Raw genomic sequence first — 25,291 nt, 5'->3', positions numbered from 1 at the left:
CCCAGCCGGACGGGAGTGGCGTGCTAGCCTTGGGCGCTTTCCCATCCCCGAGAGACGCCCCGCATGACCCAGGAACGCCGCGCGCTGTATCCGGAGATCGAGCCCTACGACAGCGGCATGTTGCCGGTGTCCGGGTTGCACACGATCTACTACGAGCAGAGCGGCAATCCGAACGGCAAGCCGGTGGTGTTCCTGCATGGCGGTCCGGGCGCCGGTGCCAGCCCGCGCTGCCGGCGCTTCTTCGATCCGTCGGCCTATCGCATCATCCTGTTCGACCAGCGCGGTTGCGGGCGCTCCACGCCGCACGCCGAGCTCGCGGAGAACACCACCTGGGACCTGGTGGCCGACATCGAGCGGCTGCGCGGGCACCTGGGCATCGCGCGCTGGCAGGTGTTCGGCGGCTCCTGGGGTTCCACGCTGGCGCTGGCCTATGCGCAGACCCACCCGGACAAGGTCACCGAACTGGTGCTGCGCGGCATCTTCATGCTGCGCCGCTGGGAACTGGAGTGGTTCTACCAGAAGGGCTGCGACGCGCTTTATCCGGACGCCTGGGAGTCCTACCTGGCGGCGATTCCCGAAGCCGAGCGCGGCGACCTGATGAGCGCCTACCATCGTCGGCTCACCAGCGCCGACCCGAAGGTTCGGCTGGACGCCGCGCGCGCCTGGTCGACCTGGGAAGCCGGCACCAGCTTCCTGATGCAGGATCCGGGCTACATCGCCAGCAGCGGCGAGGACGAGTTCGCGCTGGCGTTCGCGCGGATCGAATGCCACTACTTCGTCAACGGCGGCTTCTTCGAGCACGACGACCAGTTGCTGCGCAACGTCGATCGGATCCGCCGGATCCCGACCGTGATCGCGCAGGGCCGCTACGACGTGGTGTGCCCGCTGCGCAGCGCGTGGGACCTGCACCGCGCCTGGCCGGAGGCGGACCTGCGCATCGTGCAGGACGCGGGGCATTCGGCGTTCGAGCCGGGCATCACGCACGAGCTCGTCGAGGCGACCGACCGCTTCAGAAACTAGCGCCGCAGGCGCACCTTGCGCCCTCTTCCCGTCGGGGAGAGGGCAGGGTGAGGGTGGTCGGAGCTCGCCATGAGCCCGACGAAAAGGCGTAGGGTGGACTTCAGCCCACCGTGCAATTTGCCGGCGAGGCTGCGGTGGGCTGAAGCCCACCCTACCCGGGCAGTTGCTTCGTGCCGAAGATCTTGTCCCCGGCATCGCCCAGCCCCGGCAGGATGTAGCCCTTGTCGTTGAGCCGCTGGTCGATCGACGCGGTGTAGATCTCCACGTCCGGATGCGCGGCCTCGATGCGCTTCAGGCCTTCCGGCGCCGCCACCAGGAACAGCCCCTTGATGCGCTGGCAGCCGGCGGCCTTGAGCATGTCCACCGTCGCCACCAGCGTGCCGGCGGTGGCGAGCATCGGGTCGACGATCAGCGCGGTGCGCGCGTGCATGCTGCCGCTGAGCTTCTCGTAGTAGGCCATCGGCGCCAGCGTGGCCTCGTCGCGCTGCACGCCGACCACGCTGACCTTGGCCGAGGGGATCAGGTCCAGCACGCCCGGCAGCATGCCCAGTCCCGCGCGCAGGATCGGCACGATGGTGATCTTCTTGCCCTTGATGCGCTCGACCTGCACCGGTCCGGCCCAGCCATCGATGGTCTCCTCCTGCGTCTCCAGGTCCTTGGTCGCCTCGTAGGTGAGCAGGGCGGCCACTTCGGAGGCCAGCTCGCGGAATTCCTTGGTGCTGATGCCGGCGCGGCGCATCAGGCCGAGCTTGTGGCGGATCAGCGGATGGCGGACTTCGATGACGGGCATGGCGGATTCTCGCTTGTGGTCGCTGCCATTCATGCATGAAAAAGGGCGCGCCGTCGCCGGCGCGCCCTTCGGTTCGACTCGCTCAGGCCGCCTCGGCGGTCTGCTTGCGCGGGCCCTTCAGCAGGGCCTGGCGCACGTGGTCGATCACCAGGTCGACCTCGGCGCTGGTCACGTTGAAGTGCGGCGTGAAGCGCAGCGAATTGGCGCCGCCGTGGATCACGCCCACGCCGTGCTCGCGCATGTACTCCTCGGTGGACTCGTGCCCAAAGCACTTGAACTGCGGCGCCAGCTCGCAGGAGAACAGCAGGCCGGTGCCCTGCACCTTGGTGATCAGCCCGCCCAGTTCGTCCTTGAGCTTGTTGAGCTTGGCCACGAACTCCTCGCCGCGGGCCTTGATGTTGGCGCGCACCTCGTCGGTGAGCAGCGCCATCGTAGCCAGCGCCACGTCCAGCGCGCGCGGGTTGGTGGTCATGGTGTTGCCGTAGATGCCCTTGCGGTACAGGCCGGCGGTGCGGTCGCTGACGGCCAGCACCGACAGCGGGTACTGCCCGGCGTTGAGCGCCTTGGAGAAGGTTTCCATGTCCGGCGGCGGCAGGTTCTGGAAGCCGGGGTAGTCGACGATCGAGAGCACGCCGTGCGCGCGCAGGCCGGCCTGGATCGAATCGACCAGCAGCAGCGTGCCGTGCGCTTCGGTCAGCTCGCGGGCGGCCTTGTAGAACTCCGGCGTCACCGCGCGGCCCGGGTCGCCTTCGCCCATCACCGGCTCCAGGAACATCGCCTCGATGAACCAGCCGTGCTTGTCGGCGTCGGCGAAGGCGGCTTCTAGCTGCGCCACGTCGTAGGGCGCCACGGTGATCAGCGTGTCCTCGTGGCGGTAGCTGGCCAGGTGCTGCTGATAGGTCTTGCGCGAGGAGTCCGAATACAGCGCCGGCTTGTCGGTACGGCCGTGGAAGGCGCCGCGCACGGACAGGCGTTTGATCGTGCGGTTGGCATAGCGGCCGCCCGCGTCGGTCATCAGCTTGGCGTTGACGTCGGCGATGCGGCAGGCCAGGCCGACCGCCTCGGAGCCGGAGTTCAGGCACAAGTAGTGCTTGTACGGATTGGTGCCGCGGCTGCGGCCCAGTTCCTGGTCCATCGCACGGGTGAAGCGCAGTTGCGACACGCTGGGTGACATCACGTTGGCCATCACCTGCGGCCGCGACAGCGCTTCCAGGATGGCGGGCTGGTTGTGGCCGAAACCGAGCATGCCGTAGCCGCCGTTGTCGTGCAGCACGGCGCCCTTCAGCGTCACGATCCACGGGCCGCGCGCGGCGGCGGGCAGGTACGGGTTGATCGCGTCGTCCGGATAGAAGTTGACGTACCCGGCCTGGGCCTGAGCCAACTGCTCGGACTCGTCCAGTTTCAGGAAATCGCCGAACTCGCCGCACAGTTCGCGGTGCCGCGCCAGGGCTTCGTCGACCGCCTGCGCCAGCTCGGGCGCCGTGGCCGCCATGCGCTCGATGTTGGCGTCATCCAGGCCAACGGTACGCGGCTTGCCGCCGAATTCGCGCATCTCGCGCAGCTGATCGATCACACCCATGGCAGTCCTCCTCGAAGCCCGCTGCGCCGGTGGCGGCGCTGGCGGTGATTGCGAGCATGCGCAACCGAAGGCGCATGCGTTTGTGCGGACCCGTCCTGCGACGTGAAAGGCGCGTGTGACGGGCCGGGGATGGCCCCAAGGATACCGTGCGGCCGGCTCCGCCGTAACCCCGCATGACGGCTGTCACTTGCGCCGGCTGACGCCGACCAGTGTCCGCAAGGCCTTGCCGGGCCTAACGTTTGCGTCCATACCAAGGAGGACCTATGGACATGCCCACCACCCCGATTGCCCGCCTGCGCGGCGCGGTCAAGCGCTACGGCGCGCTGGCCGCCGTCGACGGCCTGGACCTCGCGCTGCGTCCCGGCGAGCTGCTCGCCCTGCTCGGGCCCAATGGCGCCGGCAAGTCGTCGGCGATCGGCCTGCTGCTGGGCCTGCAGCGGCCCGATGCCGGCGCGGCGGAGCTGTTCGGCATCGATCCCCAGCGCATCGAGGCACGCCGCCACATCGGCGTGATGCTGCAGAGCGCCACGCTGCCGCTGACCCTGCGCGTGCGCGAGCTGCTGCGGCTGACCGCCAGCTACTACGCCAACCCGCGCGTGCTGCAGGAATCGGCCGAACTGGCCGCCGTCGAGGACCTGCTCGACCGCCCCTACGGCAAGCTCTCCGGCGGCCAGCAGCGGCGCGTGCAGTTCGCGCTGGCCTTGTGTGGCCGCCCGCGCCTGCTGTTCCTGGACGAGCCCACGGTGGGCATGGACCTCGAGGCGCGCCAGGCACTGTGGGCGGCGATCCGCCGGCTGGTCGCCGAGGGCTGCTCGGTGCTGCTGACCACGCATTACCTGGAGGAAGCCGAGGCGCTTGCCGACCGCGTCTGCGTGATGGCGCGCGGCCGCGCGATCCACGAGGGCACGGTGGACGAACTGCGCGCCCGCGTGGGCGTCAGGCGCATCCGCTGCATCAGCACGCTGCTGCCCGAAACGATCGCCGGATGGCCCGAGGTGGCCGAAGTCAGCATCGAAGGCGGTCGCCTGCAACTGACCACCGCCGAGGCCGAGGTGGTGGTGCTGCGCCTGCTGCAGAACGACGCCTGGCTGCGCGAGCTGGAAGTCCAGCGCGCCGGCCTGGCCGAAGCCTTCACCGAACTGACCCGCGATGCCGCGGCATCGTCCACCGACCAGCGCAAGGCGGCCTGACATGGACACCCTGCTTCCCCTCGATCCGACCCTCGGCGACGACACGATGCCGCCCGGCCGCGTGCTCGGCGCCTACCTCGCCGAAGCGCGCAGCGAATGCCTGCGCTACCTGCGCGCGCCCAGCTTCATGCTGCCGATCACGTTGTTCCCGGGCATGTTCTACCTGGTCTTCGGCGTGCTGATGGCCAAGGGCGGCGCCGATACCGCGCGCTACCTGCTGGCCAGCTACGCCACTTTCGGCGTGATGAGCCCGGGCCTGTTCGGCTTCGGCGTGTCGCTGGCGATGGAACGCGACGGCGGCCTGCTGACCCTGAAGCGCGCGCTGCCGATGCCGCCGGCGGCCTACCTGCTTGGCAAGATGGTGATGGCGATGGGCGCCGCTGCGTTCGTGGTGCTGCTCCTGCTCGGCCTCTCGCAACTGGCGCACGTGACGCTGTCGCTGGCGCAGGCAGGTGCACTGCTGGTCACCGGCACGCTCGGCGTGCTGCCGTTCTGCGCGCTCGGCATGTACGTCGGCTCGCTGGTTAAAGGGCAGGGCGGACCGGGCATGCTCAACCTGATCTACCTGCCGATGTCTTTCCTGTCCGGCCTGTGGTTCCCGCTGCCGATGCTGCCCAAGGTGCTGCAGCAGATCGCCCCGGTATGGCCGAGCTATCATCTGGACCGGCTGGCGCTGGCCGCGGTGGGCATGAAGCAGGACGCCCTGGCGGGCCACGTGCTGGTGCTGCTGGGCTTCACCGCCGCCTTCCTGCTGCTGGCGGCACGACGGCTGCGACGGGTCGGTTGAAGTAGCATGGCCGCGGTTGTGCAGCATGGGTCCAGCTCGATGAAACGCCTCATTGCCTGGTTTGCCCCCGAGCCCGGATCGCGAATCAGCGAGATCATCCAGCAGGGCAAGTCGCCGTGGATGGAATCGGTGCACCTGCTGTGGTCGGCCTGGGTGTTCGTCACGCCGCTGTTCGACCGGGGCTACACCTGGCGCTGGGCGCTCCTCACCGCGATCACCTATCCGCTGTTCGTGGCGCTGTTCGCCAAGTCCATGCTGGCCGCACGCGGCAGCGCCTCGCGCTACGGCATGATGCTGGCGATGCTCGGCATCCTGCTGGTGCCGTTCTATTCCGGCAGCGTGAGCTACTTCATCTACGGCTGCGTCTCCTTTAGCCTGAACAGCCGCCGGCTCGTGCCGTTCCTGCTGCGCCTGCTGCTGGTGAACATCGTGTTCCTGCTGATCGCCGGGCAGGTGGGCTATCCGTGGCAGGCGCTGGTGGCCTTCCCGCTGATGACCTTCATCGTCGCCATGGTCACCCATGTCGAGCGCATCGGTCACGAGAAGGACGCCGCGCTCAAGCTCTCCCACGACGAGGTGCGCCGGCTCGCCGCTACCGCCGAGCGCGAGCGCATCGGCCGCGACCTGCACGACCTGCTCGGCCACACGCTCTCGCTGATCACGCTGAAGCTGGAGCTCTCGCGCAAGCTGTTCGACCGCGACACCGAGGCGGCGCGGCGCGAGGTGCTCGAAGCGGAAAAAGTCGCCCGCCACGCGCTGGCCGAAGTGCGCTGCGCGGTCACCGGCTTCCGCGCCACCGACATGGCGGCCGAGCTGGCTTCGGCGCGGCTGCTGCTCGAATCCTCGGCGGTGCAACTGGATTACGGCCAGCCGCCCCGCATGCCGGTCGAGATCGAGCGCGCCCTTGCGCTGGTGCTGCGCGAAGCCGCGACCAACATCGCCCGGCACGCGGCGGCGACGCAGGCCAGCGTGTCGTTCGAGTCGATCGACGGTGGGCTGTGCCTGACCATCGCCGACAACGGCCGCGGCGGCGTCGAGGACGAGGGCAATGGCCTGAGCGGCATGCGCGAGCGCGTGCGCGCACTCGATGGCCGCCTGCAGATCCATTCCGCGCGCGGGCAGGGCACGCGGTTGCGCGTGGTGGTGCCGCTGCCGGCAACGATGGTGGCGCCGGTTTCCGGACCGGCGGCGCCCGAACCGGCCAGCGCCGCAAGCCTGTCGCTGGTCGCGGAAGCGCGCCGATGATGCGCTGGTTCACGCCCCGCCCGGATTCGCTGCTCGGTCAGATGCGTTCGCCGCTGTACATGCGCTGGCAGGCCGGCGTGTCGCTGTTCGCGCTGGTGGTGCTGTTCCAGGGACCGCTGGCGGCGGGCCATTTCAGTTGGCACTGGATGGGGCCGACGCTGCTCGCCCTGCCGCTCTACCTTTACCTCTACCTGCGCGTCTACTTGGGTCCGTTGCGGCAGCTGGAATGGCACGTCGTGGCCATGGTCGCGCTGGGGCTGGCGCTGTGGTGCTACAACCCGTTCGGCTTCATCGTGATGGCGCTGGCCGCCGTCCTGCTGGCGTTCTCGCCTTCGTGGCGGCACTGGCTGCTCGGTGTGGCTGGCATCACCACGCTCGCGCTGGCCAAGGCGACGCTGGCCGGCGAGGACCTGAGTTCCGCCGTGAGCGTGGGCGTGGCCGGCCTGTTCGGCGGTTTCAGCAACGTGCTGTACATGTGCACGATGCGCCGGGACGCGGAACTGCGCCTGTCGCAGGGCGAGGTGCGCCGGCTGGCGACGCTGGCCGAGCGCGAGCGCATCGGCCGCGACCTGCACGACCTGTTAGGCCACACCCTTTCGCTGGTGGCGCTGAAATCCGAGCTGGCAAAGCGCCTGGCGCTGGCCGAGCCGGCGCGCGCGCAGCGCGAGATGGCCGAGGTCGAGCGGGTCGCGCGCCATGCGCTGACCGAGGTGCGCGCCGCGGTGACCGGCATGCGGCGCGGCGACCTGGCTGCCGAGCTGGTCTCCGCGCGGCTGATGCTGGAGGCCAGCGGCGTGGCGCTGGAGGGCGAGTTGCCCGACGGCCTGGCGCTGCCCGAACAGGTCGAAGCACCGCTCGCGTTGGTGATGCGCGAGGCGGTGACCAACATCCACCGCCACGCGCGCGCCACCCGCGCGAGCGTGGCCCTTTCCATCGACGGCAACGGGATCCAGATGCAGATCGGCGACAACGGACGCGGCGGCCTGTCCGCGCATGGCAACGGGGTAAGCGGCATGCGCGAACGCGTGCGTGCGCTAGGCGGCACGCTGTCGATCGATTCGCCGCCGCGCCGCGGCACCGTGCTCACCATCCACGTGCCGCTGGCGGTCCGCGCGCCTGTCGCCGCGCCGGTGCAGGCCCCCGCGGCCGACACGTCCGGTCTGCCCGCCGCCGGGAGCGCCGCATGATCCGCGTGCTGCTGGCCGAGGACCAGGCGATGGTGCGCGGTGCGCTGTCGGCGCTGCTCAACCTGGAAAGCGACATCGAGGTGCTCGGCTCCTCCGCCGACGGCGAAGCGGCCTGGCGCGACGTGCAGCGGCTCAAGCCCGACGTGCTGGTCACCGACATCGAGATGCCGGGGCTCACCGGGCTGGAACTGGCGCAGCGCATCCAGCGCCACGAGTTGCCGATGAAGGTGATCATCGTGACCACCTTCGCCCGTCCCGGCTTCCTGCGGCGCGCGCTGGACGCGGGCGTGTCCGGCTACTTGCTCAAGGACGCGCCGGCGGAGAACCTGGCCGAGGCGCTGCGCACCGTGCACCGCGGCGGCCGCGCGATCGATCCGCAACTGGCGCTGGAAGCCTGGACCGAGGCCGACCCGCTCAACGACCGCGAGCGCCAGGTGCTGCGCCTGGCGGGCGAAGGCCTGTCCGCCGGCGACATCGCCACGCGGCTGAACCTCTCGCACGGCACCGTGCGCAACTATCTGTCCGAGGCGATCGGCAAGCTCGGCGCCGGCAACCGCATCGAGGCGTTCCGGCTGGCGCGGCAGAAGGGTTGGCTCTAGGCGTGGACGCGCGTGGATACGCGCACGAGCTGCAAATGCGCATCGGTGCCATCGTGCTTGCTGCGCAGGATGTCGAGCGGTACCTGAAGGCGGTCCTGCCTTTTATGGATTCTAGAGATCCAAGTATCGGTGCTGCACTCAGGCGCCACAGGAAGCTCGAGAGGAGCACGCTTGGACCGTTGATAGATCAGCTCACGATGGCATCGGTTTCGCCTTGCGACGATTTTCGCCAGCAGGTCGGCGAGCTGGTGAAACGGCGCAACGACGTGGTTCACCGTTTTGCTGAAACCTACGGCTCGCAACTGAAGACGGGGCAACATCAGCAGGTCGTCGCCAGCCTGTGGGTTCTGGAAGCCAGTCTCCTGGCCATGCGCGATGCGTTGGCAGAGGCTGTTGCGTGTCTGCTCGAAGCTCTGCGGGACACGACGTTCTTGGGCACACCGGAGTACGGGGAGATGGTCGAGGCCTGTGCATCGTTCCGGCGCGCAGCGCGCAGTGTGCCCGGATCGTAGGGTGGCTTCAGCCCATCTTGGGTTTGTCACAGTAGGGTTGGGGGGCTGAAGCCCGCCTACACGGTCCAGGCCGGGGCGCGTTTGTCGAGGAAGGCGCCGAGGCCTTCCTGGCCTTCGGCCGAGACCCGCAGCCGTGCGATCAACTCCGCGTTCTGCGCGTCGATGCGCCCGGCGTCGCGTTCGTCGATGCCGCCCATGCGCAGCGCCAGTTGCTTGGCCTCGCGCTGGGCCTGCGGACCGGCCTTGGCGAGCAGCTTGAGGGTGAACTCCACTGCCTCATCCAGCGCCTCCGCCGGCACCACGCGGTGCAACAGGCCGATGCGGCAGGCCTCGGCGGCGTCGAACACCTCGCCGGTGAGGAACAGCCGGCGCGCCTGGCGCACGCCGATCGCCGCGACCACGTAGGGCGAGATCACCGCGGGCACCAGGCCGAGCTTCACTTCGGTGAGGCCGAACTTCGCGCCGTCCGCGCCGATGGCGATGTCGCAGGCGGCGACCAGCCCGACACCGCCGCCATAGGCCGCGCCGTTGACGCGCGCGACGGTCGGCTTGGGGCAGAACTGCAGCGTGCGCACCAGCGCGGCCAGGCGCAGCGAGTCCTCGCGATTGTCCTCTTCGCTGGCCGCCGCCATGCCGCGCATCCAGTGGAGGTCGGCGCCGGCGGAGAAGCTGGCGCCGGTGCCGGTGAGCACCACGGCGCGCACGGCATCGTCGCGGCCGGCTTCCACCAGCGCGGCGGTCAGTTCGGCGATCAGACCGTCGTCGAAGGCGTTGTGCACGTCGGGGCGGTTGAGCGCGATCTGGCGGACGGCGCCGCGGTCGGTGGCGAGGATGGCGGACATGCGCGGGCTCCCTGCGAAAACGAAGGATTGTAGCGGGGTGCGGCAGAACGTCCGGCGGCGGCTGTCGCTCAGTGCAAACACAGCCTTTGCCGCTATAATGCGAACCATTCTTATTTTCAGCCTCCCGCCGTGCGCCTCTCCGACTTGCCCAAAGGTTCGCCCGCCGTGGTCGACCGCGTGGACGATGCCCACGCCGGCGACCCCATCGCGCAACGCCTGCGCGACCTGGGCTTCGTCGACGGCGAGCCGGTGCGCGTGGTGGCCTGCGGCCCGCTGGGCGCCGATCCGCTGCTGATCCAGATCGGCTCGACCCGCTTCGCCCTGCGGCGCAGCGAGGCGGCGCGCGTGTACGTGAAGGCGGAAGCGGCATGAGCGCGCAAAGCCTGCGCATCGCCCTGGTCGGCAACCCCAACTGCGGCAAGACCGCGCTGTTCAACCAGCTCACCGGTGGGCGGCAGAAGGTCGCCAACTACGCCGGCGTCACCGTGGAGCGCAAGGAAGGCCGCTTCGTGGCGCCCTCCGGCCGCGTGCTGCAATTGCTCGACTTGCCGGGCACCTACAGCTTCGATGCGGCGAGCCCGGACGAGCAGATCACCCGCGACGTCTGCGAGGGCCGCTACCCGGGCGAGCCGGCGCCGGACCTGATCGTCTGCGTGGCCGACGCCACCAACCTGCGCCTGCACCTGCGCTTCGTGCTCGAAGTGAAGCGGCTGGGCCGTCCGGTGGTACTGGCGCTGAACATGATGGACACCGCGCGTCGCCGCGGCATCGCCATCGACGTGCCCGAACTGCAGCGCCGGCTCGGCGTGCCGGTGGTGGAAACCGTCGCCGTCCGGCGCGGCGGCGCCAAGGCGCTGATCGAACGCGTCGACGGCGAAGTGCCGGCAGCGGCCGCTGCGCAGCCCGATGACGCCGCCAGCCGCAACGACCTGCATGCGCAGGTGCGCGCGCTGATGGCCGATACGGTGACCATGCCGCGCGCCACCGACGCGCTGGACGATGCGATCGACCGCTGGGCGCTGCATCCGGTGTGGGGCCTGAGCATCCTGGCGGTGCTGATGTTCCTGATCTTCCAGGCGGTGTTCTCCTGGGCGCAGCCGGTGATGGACGCCATCGAGACCGGCGTCACCGCGCTGGGCGGCTGGGTCACTTCGGCGCTGCCGCCGCAGAGCGCGCTGCACAGCCTGCTCAACGACGGCATTTTCGCCGGCCTCGGCGCGGTGCTGGTGTTCCTGCCGCAGATCCTGATCCTGTTCCTTTTCATCCTGGTGCTGGAGGAATCCGGCTACCTGCCGCGCGCGGCGTTCCTGCTGGACAAGCTGATGTTCAAGGCCGGCCTGACCGGACGCGCCTTCATCCCGCTGCTGTCGAGCTTCGCCTGCGCCATCCCCGGCATCATGGCCACGCGCAGCATCACCGATCCGCGCGACCGCCTGACCACCATCCTGGTCGCGCCGCTGATGACCTGCTCGGCGCGACTGCCGGTATACACGCTGCTGATCGCCGCGTTCATCCCGCATCGCACGGTGTGGGGCCTGTTCAACCTGCAGGGCGTGGTGCTGTTCACGCTGTACGTGGCCGGCATCGTCAGCGCGCTGGCGGTGGCCTTCGTGATCAAGCGCTTCCGCAAGGACAAGAGCGAGCACGCGCTGCTGATGGAACTGCCGTCGTACCGCCTGCCGAACGTGCGCGACGTGGCGCTGGGGCTGTGGGAGCGCGCCAAGATCTTCCTCAAGCGCGTGGGCGGGATCATCCTCGCGCTCACCGTGCTGCTGTGGTTCCTCTCCAGCTTCCCGGGGCCGCCGCCGGGCGCCAGCGGGCCGGCGATCGACTACAGCCTGGCCGGCCGCCTGGGCCACGCGCTGCACTACGTGTTCGCGCCGATCGGCTTCAACTGGCAGATCTGCATCGCACTGGTGCCGGGCCTGGCCGCGCGCGAGGTGGCGGTCTCCGCGCTGGGCACGGTGTACGCGATGTCCGGCAGCGACGACACCGTCGCCAGCCAGCTCGGCCCGCTGATCTCGCACCAGTGGTCGCTGGCCACCGCGCTCAGCCTGCTGGCCTGGTACGTGTTCGCGCCGCAGTGCATGTCCACGCTGGCGGTGATCCGCCGCGAGACCAACTCCTGGCGCAACGTGGCGATCACCGCCGGCTACCTGTTCGGCCTGGCCTACCTGGCCTCGCTGCTCACCTACCAGATCGCGAGGGCGTTCTCGTGAGCGCGTTCGCGATCGTGCAGGCGGTGGTGCTGACGCTGGTGCTGCTGGCCAGCCTGCTCGCGGCCTTCCGCAAGCTGCTGCCGAAGACGGCCAAGCGCGCGCAGGCACGGCTGTCGTCCGCGCTCGACCGGCCGGGCCGCAAGCGCGCCGTGCAGCGGTTCGGCCGCTGGCTGCAGCCGGCCGAGGCGAAGAGCGGGGGATGCGGCAGCGGTGACGGCTGCAGCAGTTGCGGCGGCTGCGCGCCCACGCCCGCCACACAGGCGCAGCCATTGCACTTCCGCGAACCTTGAAACCGTAGGTTGGGCTTCAGCCCACCATCGCACGCGCGAGAGTTCCTGCAGCGAAGCCCACCCTACACGAGCTTCAGGGTGACGTTGCGCGCTTCGAGCGCCTGCACGTAGTCGTCCGGTGCGCTGGTGTCGCTGATCACCAGGTCCAGACTGGCCAGCGGCGCGATCACCGAGAGGCTGCGCTGGCCGAACTTGCTGGCGTCGAGCACGGCGACGGTCTGGCGCGAGACTCGGATCATCAGCGCATTGAGCGAGGCTTCCAGCGGGTCGGGCGTGGTCACGCCGACGTCCGGATCGAGCCCGTCCACGCCGAGGAACAGGCGGTCGGCCGAAAGCCGCGACAGCGCCTGTTCGGCGTCGGGCCCGGCCAGCGAGTAGGAGGTCTGGCGCAGCAGCCCGCCGAGCATCATCACGCGCACGCCGGCGATGCCGGAGAGCTCGAGTGCGATGTTGAGCGCGTTGGTGATCACGGTGAGCGCGTTCCAGCGCCGCTGGCGCAACTGCCGCGCGATCTCTACGGTAGTGGTGCCCGAGTCGATGATGATCGTCTCGCCGTCCTGCACCAGCCTGGCCGCCGCCTCGCCGATGCGCCGCTTCTGCGCGTGGTGGCGGGTTTCCTTGATGGTCAGCGGGGTGTCCTGCGTGCCGGGGCCGGCCGGGATGGCGCCGCCGTGCGAGCGGGTGACCGTGCCGGCGCGGGCCAGCGCTTCCAGGTCCTGGCGGATGGTGACCGCCGAAATGCCGAAGCGCCTGGCCAGTTCCTCGACGGTGACGCGGCCCTTCGCCTCGACCTGCTCGACGATCAGCCGGCGGCGCTCCTCGACCAGCAGCTTCGGCGGCGCGGCGGCCTTGCGGGCGGCTTCCTTACGTCGTGCACTCATCAATCCAACCCGAGCAGTCGTGCGGCATTGTCGTGGTAGACCTTGCGCAGGATCGTCTCCGGCAGGCCCAGCCCGTAGATCGACCAGCGCCCCTGCGGCGGCGTGGCAGCCGGGGCATAGTCGAAGTATTCGTCCTCGGTTTCAAGGAAGCGGTAGTAGATCTCGTACAGCGCATCGCCCAGCAGTTGCTGCGGCACGTCGTCGCCCCATGGCGGCGGCACCGCGTCGGTGCCGAACAGGATGCGATCCTGGTGACGCTCGAAGAACGTGCGGCTGCGGCGCGGCTGGCGGCCGAGCTCGCCGATGCGCGCGCTGACGTCCACCATCGCGTTGGGGAAGCGCGCCAGGCACGCCTCGATGGAGGCGAGGTCCTCGGCCTGGCTGCCGACGTGCATCAGCACGAAGGTGGTGCGCGGGTGGCGCGCGATCACGCGGTCGCGCGCGGCGACGAGCTGCTCGTGGCTGGGGAACTCCGGGCCGTAGAAGGACCAGTCCGGATGCTTCGCCAGTTCCTCGTAGCGCTCGTTGTGGCGGTCGGTCGGCAGGAAGAACGCCAGCGGGTCGGCGGTGTGCACGAACACCGGCAGGCCGAGCGCGCCGCAGGTTTCCCACATCGGGTCGAAGCGCGCGTCGTCCACGCCGACCAGGGCGCCCTGGTCGATGCCCTCGCGCAGGTAGAGGCCCAGCGTCTTGAGGAGTTTCAGGCCGCAGGCGCCGGCGCGGTGCGCCTGCTCGATCGCCTCGGCCTGCAGTCGCGGATAGTCCGGCTGGTCGAACAGGCCGAACGAGGGCTCGGTCATGGTGAGGAAGCGCCCGGGCGCGGCGCGGTCGAAGCGCGCGATGGCGTCTTCCAGCCCCTGGCCGACGCCGCCGGTGAGGTTGACCATCGCACGGATGCCCTTGCGCTCCATCAGCGGCAGCAGCGCGGCCGGGTCGGTGAAGAAGGTCATTGCCTCGCCCACCGGCACCGCGCCGCGCACGTCGCGCATCCACGAAAGATGCGTGTGCACGTCGATCACCGGAAAGCGCGGCCGCTCGATGCGCGTGGTGGGCACGCGCAGCACGCTGCGCGGCGCGTAGTCGACGAGCGGCAGCTCGAGCTTGTCCGCGTCCGGCGCGGTGGCTAGCAGGTGCTTGCCGTCGCCGCCGGCCGGCGCCGCCGTGCGGGGCGGCGCCGAACAGCAGCCGCAGAAGCGGTGGCGCGGCGGGCCATCAACAGGCAAGGGGGGATCGCGTTCGTCCGTCATCGAGATTTCAGCGCGGGTAGCGCCGCATGATCTCATGCACCTGGCGCACCAGCGCCACCGCCTGGTCGAACGGGCGCAGCCACATGTTGCGACCGAACATCACGCCGCTGGCGCCGGACTGCATGTAGAACTCGACCTTGCGCAGCACCGCGCCGTCGTCGTCGTTCTTCTCGCCGCCGGAGAACAGCACCATCGTGCGTCCGGCCGAGCGCACCACGCGGGCGGAACGGGTCGCGGCGTCCTCGTCCAGCGCGTCGTACGGCGCGGGCGACTTGCCCCGCTCGGCCACCGGCTCGTGCAGCTTGACCAGGTCCGCGCCCAGCTCCAGCGCCACGCGCGCGGCGTAGTCCTGCGCGTAGAGGCTGTTCTTGCCGCCCTTGGCCTCGATCGCCTCACCGCGCGGATACGACCACATCACCAGCGGCATGCCATAGCGCTCGCAGTCGCGGCGCACCTGCTCGAACTGGCGGATCTCGTCGTGCTGGCGCGGCGAGCCCACGTACATCGTGTAGCCGACCGCGTCGGCGCCCAGCCGCACGGCGTCCTCCACCGAGGCGAACAGCGGCGAGGTGGCCTCGGCGTCGCTGGGGATGTTGGTCTTGCCGTTGAGCTTGAGGATCAGCGGCACGCGCCCGGCATGGCGGCCCATGTACTTCTCGGCCAGGCCGATGCCGAGTGCGATGGCGGAAAAGCCGCCGGCCTCGGCCAGCTCGAACTGGTAGCTGGGATCGAGCGCCGGCGGGTGGGGAAAGAAGTCGGTCGGGCCGTGTTCCAGGCCCTGGTCCAGCGGCAGCACCAGCAGCGTGCCGTTGCGCGGGCCGTGGCCGTAGAGCATCCGCCACAACCGCGTGCGCTTGCCGTGGGAGAGGCTCAGCGAGTCCAGGATCGAGGGCTGCACCGGGGCGGCTTGCAAGTTGTCTTTCATTTCGAATACCTTTGGATGAAAGTTTCGATATCTTTCGTTCGCCACCATCTTTCCTCAGACGCCCATGCCTGTCAAACCTCCCGTTCTGCCGCCCGCGCTGGCGAAACTCCACGGCGCCAACGATGCCGAGAAGGCCCGGCAGGGCTATGCGCACACACTGCGCGAGATCCTGCAGCAGCCGCCGACCTGGCTCGGCACCGCGTCCAGGCTGTCCGGGGAGCACACCGCCGCGATGCTGCGCGAGCTGCTCGCGGCGAAGCCGGCGCACATCGTGTTCACCGGCTCGGGCAGCTCGCTCTACGTGGGCGAGTGCCTGGCGCCGGTGCTGCAGGCGGCACTGGGCATTCCCTGCCTGGCGATCGCGGCGGGCACGCTGCTGACCTCGCGTCGCGGTGTGCTGCCGCCGGGGCGCGGCCTGCTGGTGTCGATCGCGCGCTCGGGCGACAGCCCGGAGAGCACCGGCGTGGTCGACCAGGTATTGGCGGCCGAGCCGGGCTACGCGCACCTGGCGATCACCTGCAACGCACGGGGCCAGCTCGCCACGCGCTACCGCGACGAGCCACGCATGCACGTGCTGCTGCTGGACGAGGCCACCAACGACCGCAGCCTGGTGATGACCAGCAGCTTCACCAACCTGCTGCTGGCCGGCAGCGGCCTGCGCCACGTCGCCTCGGGCGATCCCGACCCGCGCCTGGCCGATGCCGCGGCGGCGGTCGCCGGCGCGCTGGTCGAGCGCCACGGCGAGGCGATCGCCGCGGCCGCGCAGCGTCCCGTGGACGGCGTGGCCTACCTGGGCAGCGGCGCCGCGTTCGGCGCCGCGCGCGAGTCGGCGCTGAAGATGCTGGAGATGACCGCCGGCGCCGTGCGCACGCTGCCGGAAACCTTCCTGGGCCTGCGCCACGGGCCGATGTCCTGGCTGGCGGACGACAGCCTGGCGGTCGCCTTCCTCGCCGCCGAACCGAGCGTGCGCGGCTACGAGTACGACCTGCTGCGCGAGCTGACCCGCAAGGGCCTGGGCGAACGGCGCATCGTCGTCGGCGAATCGATTCCGGCCGACGTGCTGGGCGCCCACGGCGTAGCGGTGGAACTGCCCGGCCTGTACGCGCTGGAGGAAGCGCAGCAGCTGATGATCCACGTGATGGTGGGCCAACTGCTGGCCTTCTTCCGCTGCCTGGCGCTGGAGCAGAAGCCGGACGCGCCCTCGCAGGGCGTGCTCACCCGCGTGGTCGAGGCCTTCGCGATCCACGGCAGCGGGGCGGGCGCATGACGGCCGCCCAGCCCAAGCCCGTGCTGGTCGCCGGCGAGATCAACGCCGACCTGGTGTTCTCCGGCTGCGCCGCGCTGCCGGCCTTCGGCCGCGAGGTGCTGGCCCAGGGCTTCCAGCAGGGCCCGGGCAGTTCCTCGATGATCTGCGCGATGGGCCTGGCGCGCCTCGGCGAGGCGGTGTTGTTCGCCGGCGTGGCGGGGCAGGACGGCTGGGGCGGCTATTGCCTGGCCGCGCTGCGCGAGGCGGGCATCGACGTGGATGCCGTGCAGTTGCGGCCGGGCCTGCGCACCGGCCTGACGGTGGCGCTGTCGGCCGCGCACGACCGCGCGCTGGTGACCTATCCCGGCGCGATCGCCGCATTGCGTGCGGACGACGTTCCCGACGCGCTGCTGGCCCGCGCCGGCCACCTGCACGTGTCCTCCTACTACCTGCAGGATGCGCTGCGTCCGGGCCTGCGCAGCCTGTTCGAGCGCGCGCACGCGCTCCGCCTGACGACCTCGCTCGACCCGGGCTTCGACCCGCAGGAATGGTGGGGCGAGGCGCTGGTCGAACTGCTGCCGCAGGTGGACGTGTTCCTGCCGAACGCGGTGGAGGCCTGCGCGATCAGCGGCGCCCCCACCCCGGAGACCGCGCTCGAGGCGTTCGCCAACGGCCGCACGCGCACCGTCATCAAGCGCGGCGGCGAAGGCTGCCTTACGCTCGACGACGACGGCCGCACGCTCGCGATGCCGGCGTTCGCGGTCGACGCGCTCGACAGCACCGGCGCCGGCGATTCCTTCGATGCGGGCTTCCTCTACGCCTGGCGCCGCAGCTTGCCGCTGCGCGACTGCCTGCGCTGGGGCGCGGCCTGCGGCGCGCTGTCCACGCGCGGCATCGGCGGCACCGCCACGCAGGTGGGCGTGGCCGACGTCGAGCGCCTGCTGGCGGGGCGTGCATGATCACCGTCGCCGGCTTCAACACCGCGATCGACTACCTGTTCACGGTGGACGCGCTGGTGCCCGGCACGGTGCAGCGCGCGGCGCAGGCCGAGCCGTATCCGGGCGGCAAGGGCCTGCACGTGGCGCAGACCGTGGCCGCACTGGGCGAGCGGGTGCAGCTGGTCGGCCTGGTCGATGCCGCGCACCGCAACCTGGTCGCGCGGCGCATGGCCGGGCGCGGCGTGTTGTTCCATGGCATCGAGATCGAGCAGCCGTTGCGCAGCTGCATCGCGGTGCGCGAGCGCGACGGGCGCGTCACCGAGATCCTCGGCCCTGGTCCACAGATCACGCTCGCCGAGCGCGAAGAGCTGCTTCGCGCGTGGTGGCGCTGCGCCGAGGAAAGCACGCTGCTGGTGCTTTCCGGCAGCCTGCCGCGCGGCTTCGACGCCGACATCTACGCGTGGATGGTGCGTCACGCCGCCGACCGGCCCTGCCTGGTCGACGCCAGCGGCGACGCGCTGCGCCACGCGGCCGGCTCGGGCGCGTTCCTGCTCAAGCCCAACCGCGACGAAGCCGCCGAACTGGCCGGCCGGCCGGTGCGCACGCCGCAGGACGCCGCCGCCGTGGCGCGTGCGCTGCACGCGCAGGGCATCGTGCTGCCGGTGGTGACGCTGGGCGCCGAGGGCGCGGTCGGCTTCGACGGGCGCGACGCGTGGCACGCCTCGGTGGCACTGGAGCGCAGCGTCAACGCGGTCGGCTCCGGCGACTGCCTGCTCGCCGGCCTGGCGGTCGCGCTCAAGCGCGGCGAGCCGCTGGCACAAGCGCTGCAGCTGGGTGTGGCCTGCGGCGGCGCCAACGCGATGGACGAGGAAACCGGCTACGTGCGGCGCGAGCGGGTCGATGCGCTGCTCGGCGAGGTGAGCCTGCGCAGGCTGGACGCATGAGGCATCGCGGGCGGCCTTACGCCTCGCGGCGGTCGTTTCCGCGGGCAGAGGACGGGAGCAGGTTGCGCAACATCACGAGCCGCGAGGGAGCGCGGTACTTCAAGAACCCATCCCGCGGCGCGCGGAGCGCGGCCGGGGAATCTCCAGCGAGGTTGACGGCATGAACATAGGGGCAAGCGCAGGTCGCAGCGGCACCGATGCACGACGGATGCAGGGTGCCGCCACGCCGCGGCTGCGTCCGTGGGCCGGCCTGGCGCTGGCCGGCGCCATCGCCGCGGTGGTCGCCGCGCCCGCGTGCGCCGCCACGCAGGATTTCGGCAATGCCGCCATCGCCGTGCAATGGCAACTGGCCGACGGCCGGTTCACCGACATGGTCGTCACCGACCGCATCAACCATCGCGCGATCCCGGTCACCGAGCCCTTCGTGTTGACCTGGCGCGACGGCCGCAAGCTCGGTCCCGCACAGCTCAAGCTGCTCTCGCCGCCGCAGGAAACGGTACTGAAGGCCGACCCGAAAGCCTCGCGCGAGGCCGAGCGCCTGCCGGGCCGCGCCATCGCCGCCAGCTTCACCGACGCCGACGGCCGCCTGCGCATCGACTGGCAGTGGGTGCAGCGCGAGGGCTCGGACTACCTGCGCGAGATCCTCACCGTCACCGCGCTCAAACAGGACGAGGACATCGCGCGCGTCGACCTGCTGCAGGCCAAGGCCGAGGACGTGGAAGTGATCGGCTCGGTGCCGGGCTCGCCGGTGGTGGCCGGGCCGGACTACTTCGGTTTCGAGCATCCGCTCTCGTCCAGCAACGCCTGGGGCAACCGCGTGCAGTTGTGGATCGAGCGCGGCCTGCCGCTGCCCAAGGGGCAGTCGATGACCTACTCGGCGGTGGTCGGCGCCACCCACGGTAACCAGCTGCGGCGCGATTTCCTCGCTTACGTCGAACGCGAACGGGCGCATCCGTACCGCACCTTCCTGCACTACAACTCCTGGTACGACATCGGCTACTTCACGCCCTACACGCAGGCCCAGGCGCTGGACCGCATCCACGCCTTCGGCGAGGAGCTGACCGTCAAGCGCGGCGTCAAGCTCGACTCGTTCCTGTTCGACGACGGCTGGGACGACCTGAGCGGCAGCTGGAACTTCAGCAAGGACTTTCCGAATGGCTTCATCCCGCTGCGCGAGGCGGCGGCGAAGTACGGCGCCGCGCCGGGCATGTGGCTCTCGCCCTGGGGCGGCTACGGCCATCCGAAGCAGGAGCGGGTGAAGAGCGGCCGCGCGCACGGCTACGAGATCATCGACGGCGGCCTGGCGCTGTCCGGCCCGAAGTACTACCAGCGCTTCCATGACGTGACCATGGACCTGGTACGCAAGGACGGCATCAACCAGTTCAAGTTCGACGGCACCGGCAACGCCGACAAGGTGTTCCCGGGCAGCCGTTTCCCCAGCGACTTCGACGCGGCGATCCAGTTGATCGAGGACCTGCGCAAGGCCAAGCCGGACCTGTTCATCAACCTCACCACCGGCACGCAGGCCTCGCCGTTCTGGCTGGCCTACGCCGACTCGATCTGGCGCGACGGCGAGGACGACTGGCACGCCGGCGTGGGCACCGAGCGCGAGCGCTGGATCACCTACCGCGATCGCGAGACGTACCGGAACATCGTGGAGAAGGGCCCGCTGTTCCCGCTCAACTCGCTGATGCTCCACGGCATCATCTACGCCAAGGAGAACAAGCGCCTCAACACCGATCCCGGGCACGACTTCCCCAACGAGGTGCACTCCTACTTCGGCAGCGGCACGCAGTTGCAGGAGCTCTACATCACCCCGTCGCTGCTCTCGCAGGCCGACTGGGGCATGCTGGCCGAGGCCGCGAAGTGGTCGCGCGCCAACGCGCAGGTGCTGAAGGACACGCACTGGGTCGGCGGCGATCCCGGACGGCTGGACGTCTACGGCTGGGCGGCGTGGACGCCGGGCAAGGCGATCCTCACCCTGCGCAATCCCAGCGACAAGCCGCAACTGGCGCTGGTCGAACTGGCGCGGCAACTGGAACTGCCGGCCGATGCCGCGCGCCGTTTCAGCGTGCGCGACGTCTGGCGAAGCGGCGGCGGCATGCTGCCCGCGCGGCTGGATGCCGATCACCCCAGCACGCTGATGCTGGCGCCGTTCCAGGTGGTCACGCTCGAACTGACGCCGGTGGCGGGGCACTGAGCGTGGTCGATCCGCGCCGCCGGGCCCTGCTCAAGGCCGCCGCGCTGCTGCCGCTGGCCGGCGCCTGCGGAGGCGTCGCCGTGGCCGGGCCGCGCGCGGCCGCGGCGCATTTCGCGGTGCAGGCGGACCGCCCGGGCCGGCGCGTCAGCGAATCGCTCGCCGGCCTGAGCTACGAGACGCTGCAACTGGCCGAACCGGCCTTCTTCGCCGCCGACAACCACGCGCTGGTGCAACTGTGTCGCGCGGTCAATCCGCAGGGCGTGCTGCGCATCGGCGGCAACACCAGCGATGACACGGTGTGGAGCGGCTACCGCGGCCCGTTGCCGGCGTTCGCGCCGCGCAAGCGCGGCCTGCAGCAGCCCTTCGTGCTGAAGCCGCAGGCGCTGCACGCGCTGGCCGGCTTCCTGCGCGCCACCGGCTGGAAGCTGGTGTTCGGCGTGAACCTGCGGATCGGCGTGCCGGCGATGGCGGCGGAACTGGCCACGGCGGTGCAGCGCATCGTCGGCGACCACCTGCTGGCGATCCAGATCGGCAACGAGGCGAACAACTACGAGCGCGACTACGCCTCTTTCGATGCGGCCTGGGCGCCCTACGCCAGGGCGATCCGCGCAGCGGGCGTGCCCATCGCCGGCCCGGACACCGGCGCCAACACCGACTGGGTGATCGAGTACGCCAGGCGGCATGGCAGGGAGAACGTCTTCCTCAGCCGGCACTACTACCGCGACGCCGCGCCGAACGGTTCGATTCCCGACCTGCTCGGCGGCGATCCGGCGTTCATGGCGGAAGTCGAGCAGGCCATGCGTGCGGCCGATGCCGCCGGGTTGCCGTTCCACCTCACCGAGGCGAACTCGTACTACTTCGGTGGACGCGACGGCGTCAGCAACGTGTTCGCCTCGGCGCTATGGGGCGCGGACTTCATGCTCGCGCTGGCGCAGCGCGGCGTGGCCGGCGTGCAGTTCCATGGCGGCACGCTCGAATCGGTGGAGGCCTCGCTCGGGCGCGACGCCGATACCGGTGCCGCGGGCGCCGACCGGGAAGCACGGCGCAATGCGGTGACCTCGCGCTATTCGGCGATCGCGGGCGACGTGTCGCTCGGCTTCCAGCCGCGCCCTCTCTATCACGGCATGGTGCTGGCGCAGCGTTTCGCCGGCGCACGCATGCTGCACGCAACGCTCGACGCGGGCGCGGCCAACCTCACCGCCTATGCCGCGCGCCGCGAGGGCGCCGTGCTGGTGGCGCTGGTCAACAAGGACGCCGCGCGCGATGCGGCGGTGACGGTCAGCGGCCTGCCCAGGGGCGCCGCCGGCCGCGCGATGCGCCTGCGCGCGCCCGCGCTGGACAGCCGGGAGGGCATTGCCTTCGGGGATGCGGAAAGCACCGTGTCCGATGCGCACGGCCTTTGCCGCATCGCGGTACCCCGCGGCAGCGCCGTCTGGGTGGAGTTCAACGAAACGGTTTGAAAGGCCGCGGCGGAGTCGCGGGCTGCCGGCGCGCGCCGGCGTGGAAAGCGCAAGGAACGGCAGGGGATGCGAGGACGGCCTTGGTGATTTCTAGACATCCAGACAACGGGGAGCGGCACCACGATGAACAAGCATGAATCCATGATCGGCAGGAACCAGCTGTGCCTGCTGATCGCCTTGGCACTGGCCAGCGGCGGTGCGCTGGCGCAGTCCACCACCGGCACCATCGCCGGCCAGGTGCCGGCGGGGCTGGGCGACACGGTGTCGATCCAGAGCAGCACCGGCCTGGTGCGCCAGGTGCCGGTCGACAGCCGCGGCCGCTACGTGGCCACCCAGTTGCCGGTGGGCAGCTACACGGTGACGCTCAAGCGCGGCGGCGAGACGGTGCAGACGCGCGAACACGTGGGCCTGCGCGTGGGTGCGGCCACCGACGTGTCCTTCAGCCCGCCGGAGACGACCAACCTCGCCGGCATCAACGTCACCGCCAGCACGATCCCGCCGATCGACGTGACCGGCGTCGATTCGCGCACGGTGGTCACCGCCGAGCAGCTGCGCAGGCTGCCGCTGGGCTACAGCGCCGAAGCGGTGGCGCTGCTCGCGCCCGGCGCGGCGGACAACACCGGCGGCTTCCATACCGCCACCGGCGGCTCGCTGGTCAGCTTCGGCGGCGCCGGCGCCAACGAGAACGCGTACTACATCAACGGTTTCAACACCACCGACCCGCTCAAGTCCGAAGGGGGTATCACGCTGCCGTACGGCTCGGTCGAACAGGAGGAGATCTATACCGGAGGCTACAGCGCGCAGTACGGCCGCTCCGACGGCGGCGTGATCAACATGGTCGGCAAGCGCGGCACCAACGAATGGCACTTCGGCGCCAAGGCGAGCTGGGAGCCGGCCTCCAGCCGCGCGGCGGCCACCGACCTCTATTACGAGAACGGCCTGCCGACCACGCCCGGCCAGGTGGAACAGTTCGGCAGCCTGTACGACGCGCGCAGCAAGGGCAGCTACTGGGTGACCACCTATGACGCCTACCTGGGCGGCCCGCTGGTCAAGGACAAGCTGTTCTTCTTCGCCTCGGCGGAAATGGCCAAGGAGCAGGGCAACACGCTGGGCACCGTGACCTCGACCGCGCCCTACACGAGCTACCGCTACGAGATGCCCAAGTGGTACGCCAAGGTCGACTGGAACATCAGCGACAACCACATCCTCGAGCTCACCGGCGCGTCCAGCAAGCGCAACTACAGCGCCGACAACTACTACTACGACTACGACAACTACCAGCGCGGCGACCTGTTCAGCCCGGCCACCAGCACCAAGAGGGGTGGCAGCCTGTGGACGGCCAAGTACACCGGCTACCTCACCGACGACCTCACGCTGACCGCGATGTACGGCAAGCTGAAGACCGACGACTACAGCCGGGTGCCGGGCGACCCGGGCGTGGTCTACATCGGCAGCCCGGACCTCGAGAATCCCGACCTCAACGGCGGCGTGCCGCGCTACACCAGCCAGACGGCGAGCCGCATCAACGATCCGGGCCGCGGCAACCGCACCACCAACCTGCGCGTGAGCCTGGAATACCGGCTCGGCGACCACACGCTCACCGCCGGCATCGACAACCTCACCGCCGCGGCGCTCAAGCAGGGCTTCCTGAGCTCCGGTCCCGGCTACTCGTGGACCTACCAGCACACCGACAACCCCGGCAGCCCGCTCAACACCGGCCTGGGCGTGGGCGCCACCGCCGACTTCCCGAACGGGCAGGACGGCTACTACGTCACGCAGAACGTCTACTACCGCGTGGCCAACGTGCGCACCACCGAGCGCGCGCAGTTCATCGAGGACAACTGGCAGGTCACCGACCGCCTGCTGCTCTCGCTGGGCCTGCGCGACGACCAGTTCACCAACTACAACGCCGCCGCCCAGGCGTACATCAAGCAGAAGAACCAGTGGGCGCCGCGGCTGGGCTTCGCCTGGGACGTGGCGGGCGACTCGAGTTTCAAGGTCTTCGGCAACGTCGGCCGCTACTTCCTCGCCTCGCCGCTGGAACCGGCGCTCTCCGCCGGCAGCTCCAGCATCCAGACCACGCAGTACTTCACCTACGGCGGCATCGGCGCCGACGGCACGCCGACCGACCTGACGCAGATGTCCGGCCCGGTCTCGGCCAACAGCAACTTCGGCCAGTTGCCCGATCCGAAGACCGTGGTGTCCAAGGACCTCAAGGCGATGTACCAGGACGAGTACATCCTGGGCTTCAGCAAGACGCTCGGCAGCGATTGGGTCTACGGCGCCAAGGCCACGCGGCGCATCCTGCGCAGCGCGATCGACGACTTCTGCGACCTGGACGCGATCGTGGCCAAGGCGGCCGAACTCGGCATCACGCTGGGTTCGAACAACAACGGCTGCCACCTGATCAACGCGGGCACCAGCAATACCTTCATCGTGTCCGACGAGAACGGCCAGCTGCGCGAGGTGCCGATGACGCGGCAGGAGCTCGGCTTCCCGGAGCTGAAGCGCAACTACTACGCGCTGGACCTGTTCATGGAGCATCCGTTCGACGGCAAGTGGTACGGCCGCTTCGACTACACCTTCTCGCGCAGCTACGGCAATTCGGAAGGCATGACGCAGTCCGACGTGCAGTCCGACGGCCCGCAGGAATCGGCCGACTGGGACAACGGCGCGATCATGGCCTGGAGCAACGGCGACCAGGGCAACGACCATCGCCACCAGTTCAAGGCCTTCGGCTACTACCAGTTCACGCCCGAGTGGATGGTGTCGGGCACGGTGCGCCTGAGCTCCGGCCAGCCCAAGGTGTGCCTGGGCCTGTACCCGGGCAACGTCGATCCGGCCGGCTACGGCTCGTCCTACCACTACTGCGACGGCCAGCCGACCCCGCCGGGCAGCACCGGCCGCCTGCCGTGGCAGCGGCAGATCGACCTTGGCTTGCGCTACGCACCGGCCTTCGCGGCGCACCGGCTGGCCTTCCACCTGGACGTGTTCAACCTGCTCAACGCGCAGGAAGTCACCAACATCACGCCGAGCTATTACCGCGACTCCAGCGGCTCGCCCAATCCGCTGTACGGTACGGCGCGGGTGAGCCAGGCGCCGCGTTACGCGCGGTTCTCGGTCACCTACGACTACTGACCGCCAGTCGTGGGGGGGGGGGGGGGGGGGGGGGGGGGGGGAGGAAGGGAAA

22 protein-coding genes are annotated in these 25,291 nt (G+C 70.1%); 16 read left to right on the top strand and 6 right to left on the bottom strand.

The genetic code is table 11. From position 1 onward, the window contains the following. Positions 1–63: 63 nt before the first annotated feature. The gene (gene pip, locus AAIL17_RS16125; RefSeq protein ID WP_424683881.1) at positions 64–1,020 is read left to right on the top strand and encodes a prolyl aminopeptidase; all 957 of its coding nucleotides are present in this window, start codon (positions 64–66) and stop codon (positions 1,018–1,020) included. Positions 1,021–1,171: 151 nt separating this feature from the next. Here the strand turns inward: pip and upp are convergent, their stop codons facing one another. After that, positions 1,172–1,810, bottom strand: coding sequence for a uracil phosphoribosyltransferase (gene upp / locus AAIL17_RS16120; protein WP_424683880.1), 639 nt, complete (start codon positions 1,808–1,810; stop codon positions 1,172–1,174). An 82-nt stretch (positions 1,811–1,892) separates the two neighbouring features. Next, on the bottom strand, positions 1,893–3,389 hold the full coding sequence (locus AAIL17_RS16115; protein WP_424683879.1) for an aminotransferase class III-fold pyridoxal phosphate-dependent enzyme: 1,497 nt from the start codon (positions 3,387–3,389) through the stop codon (positions 1,893–1,895). 263 nt (positions 3,390–3,652) lie between these two features. Here AAIL17_RS16115 and AAIL17_RS16110 point away from each other — a divergent pair, with 263 nt between their 5' ends. From AAIL17_RS16110 to AAIL17_RS16085, 6 genes are read left to right on the top strand one after another with little or no spacing between them, the layout of a single operon-like run. Beyond that, complete coding sequence (locus tag AAIL17_RS16110; RefSeq protein ID WP_424683878.1) at positions 3,653–4,579, top strand: ATP-binding cassette domain-containing protein; 927 nt, start codon at positions 3,653–3,655, stop codon at positions 4,577–4,579. 1 nt (position 4,580) lies between these two features. Then, complete coding sequence (locus AAIL17_RS16105) at positions 4,581–5,366, top strand: ABC transporter permease (protein ID WP_424683877.1); 786 nt, start codon at positions 4,581–4,583, stop codon at positions 5,364–5,366. Positions 5,367–5,405: 39 nt separating this feature from the next. Beyond that, positions 5,406–6,611: a sensor histidine kinase gene (locus tag AAIL17_RS16100; protein ID WP_424683876.1), complete on the top strand. Its 1,206-nt coding sequence runs from the start codon at positions 5,406–5,408 to the stop codon at positions 6,609–6,611. Continuing rightward, entirely contained in the window at positions 6,608–7,798 is a 1,191-nt protein-coding gene (locus AAIL17_RS16095; protein WP_424683875.1) for a sensor histidine kinase, read from the top strand. The genes AAIL17_RS16100 and AAIL17_RS16095 overlap by 4 nt, the downstream gene beginning before the upstream one ends. Then, positions 7,795–8,397 (top strand): response regulator transcription factor, encoded by a 603-nt coding sequence (locus tag AAIL17_RS16090; protein WP_424683874.1) that lies wholly within the window; start codon positions 7,795–7,797, stop codon positions 8,395–8,397. Before AAIL17_RS16095 ends, AAIL17_RS16090 begins: the two co-directional genes overlap by 4 nt. A 35-nt stretch (positions 8,398–8,432) precedes the next feature. Beyond that, on the top strand, positions 8,433–8,909 hold the full coding sequence (locus tag AAIL17_RS16085) for a hypothetical protein (RefSeq protein ID WP_424683873.1): 477 nt from the start codon (positions 8,433–8,435) through the stop codon (positions 8,907–8,909). 56 nt (positions 8,910–8,965) lie between these two features. On the opposite strand, the gene AAIL17_RS16080 is transcribed toward AAIL17_RS16085, so the two are convergent. Continuing rightward, positions 8,966–9,751: an enoyl-CoA hydratase/isomerase family protein gene (locus AAIL17_RS16080; RefSeq protein WP_424683872.1), complete on the bottom strand. Its 786-nt coding sequence runs from the start codon at positions 9,749–9,751 to the stop codon at positions 8,966–8,968. 129 nt (positions 9,752–9,880) lie between these two features. Between AAIL17_RS16080 and AAIL17_RS16075 the strand changes: the two genes are divergently transcribed. From AAIL17_RS16075 to AAIL17_RS16065, 3 genes are read left to right on the top strand one after another with little or no spacing between them, the layout of a single operon-like run. Continuing rightward, positions 9,881–10,123, top strand: coding sequence for a FeoA family protein (locus AAIL17_RS16075; protein ID WP_424683871.1), 243 nt, complete (start codon positions 9,881–9,883; stop codon positions 10,121–10,123). Beyond that, positions 10,120–11,970 (top strand): ferrous iron transport protein B, encoded by a 1,851-nt coding sequence (feoB, locus tag AAIL17_RS16070; protein WP_424683870.1) that lies wholly within the window; start codon positions 10,120–10,122, stop codon positions 11,968–11,970. Before AAIL17_RS16075 ends, feoB begins: the two co-directional genes overlap by 4 nt. Further along, the gene (locus tag AAIL17_RS16065) at positions 11,967–12,260 is read left to right on the top strand and encodes a DUF6587 family protein (protein WP_424683869.1); all 294 of its coding nucleotides are present in this window, start codon (positions 11,967–11,969) and stop codon (positions 12,258–12,260) included. Before feoB ends, AAIL17_RS16065 begins: the two co-directional genes overlap by 4 nt. A gap of 62 nt (positions 12,261–12,322) precedes the next feature. Here AAIL17_RS16065 and agaR read toward each other — a convergent pair whose 3' ends face one another. Genes agaR through AAIL17_RS16050 form a run of 3 tightly spaced genes read right to left on the bottom strand, consistent with a single transcriptional unit; the run spans position 12,323 to position 15,313 of the window. Next, positions 12,323–13,141 carry a transcriptional repressor AgaR gene (agaR, locus tag AAIL17_RS16060; RefSeq protein ID WP_424683868.1) on the bottom strand — a complete coding sequence of 273 codons (819 nt, stop codon included), beginning with the start codon at positions 13,139–13,141 and terminating at the stop codon, positions 12,323–12,325. Further along, positions 13,141–14,388, bottom strand: coding sequence for an amidohydrolase family protein (locus tag AAIL17_RS16055; RefSeq protein WP_424683867.1), 1,248 nt, complete (start codon positions 14,386–14,388; stop codon positions 13,141–13,143). The genes agaR and AAIL17_RS16055 overlap by 1 nt, the downstream gene beginning before the upstream one ends. A 7-nt stretch (positions 14,389–14,395) precedes the next feature. Continuing rightward, positions 14,396–15,313: a class I fructose-bisphosphate aldolase gene (locus tag AAIL17_RS16050; protein ID WP_424683866.1), complete on the bottom strand. Its 918-nt coding sequence runs from the start codon at positions 15,311–15,313 to the stop codon at positions 14,396–14,398. A gap of 64 nt (positions 15,314–15,377) precedes the next feature. Here AAIL17_RS16050 and AAIL17_RS16045 point away from each other — a divergent pair, with 64 nt between their 5' ends. From AAIL17_RS16045 to AAIL17_RS16020, 6 genes are all read left to right on the top strand, one after another. Continuing rightward, on the top strand, positions 15,378–16,580 hold the full coding sequence (locus tag AAIL17_RS16045) for an SIS domain-containing protein (protein WP_424683865.1): 1,203 nt from the start codon (positions 15,378–15,380) through the stop codon (positions 16,578–16,580). After that, positions 16,577–17,518 carry a carbohydrate kinase family protein gene (locus AAIL17_RS16040; protein ID WP_424683864.1) on the top strand — a complete coding sequence of 314 codons (942 nt, stop codon included), beginning with the start codon at positions 16,577–16,579 and terminating at the stop codon, positions 17,516–17,518. The genes AAIL17_RS16045 and AAIL17_RS16040 overlap by 4 nt, the downstream gene beginning before the upstream one ends. Further along, positions 17,515–18,441 (top strand): 1-phosphofructokinase family hexose kinase, encoded by a 927-nt coding sequence (locus AAIL17_RS16035; RefSeq protein ID WP_424683863.1) that lies wholly within the window; start codon positions 17,515–17,517, stop codon positions 18,439–18,441. Before AAIL17_RS16040 ends, AAIL17_RS16035 begins: the two co-directional genes overlap by 4 nt. A gap of 160 nt (positions 18,442–18,601) precedes the next feature. After that, positions 18,602–20,641, top strand: a complete 2,040-nt coding sequence (locus AAIL17_RS16030; protein ID WP_424683862.1) for an enterotoxin — start codon at positions 18,602–18,604, stop codon at positions 20,639–20,641. 2 nt (positions 20,642–20,643) lie between these two features. After that, positions 20,644–22,101, top strand: coding sequence for a hypothetical protein (locus tag AAIL17_RS16025; RefSeq protein ID WP_424683861.1), 1,458 nt, complete (start codon positions 20,644–20,646; stop codon positions 22,099–22,101). A 123-nt stretch (positions 22,102–22,224) separates the two neighbouring features. After that, positions 22,225–25,239, top strand: coding sequence for a TonB-dependent receptor (locus AAIL17_RS16020; protein WP_424683860.1), 3,015 nt, complete (start codon positions 22,225–22,227; stop codon positions 25,237–25,239). Positions 25,240–25,291 lie beyond the last annotated feature (52 nt).

Origin of the sequence: Frateuria sp. YIM B11624 (assembly GCF_049727805.1) — a bacterium.
In the GTDB taxonomy this organism is placed as follows: Bacteria; Pseudomonadota; Gammaproteobacteria; order Xanthomonadales; family Rhodanobacteraceae; genus Frateuria_A.
The sequence above is the reverse complement of the archived record's forward strand: the minus strand, read 5'-3'. Positions and strand labels throughout refer to the sequence as shown.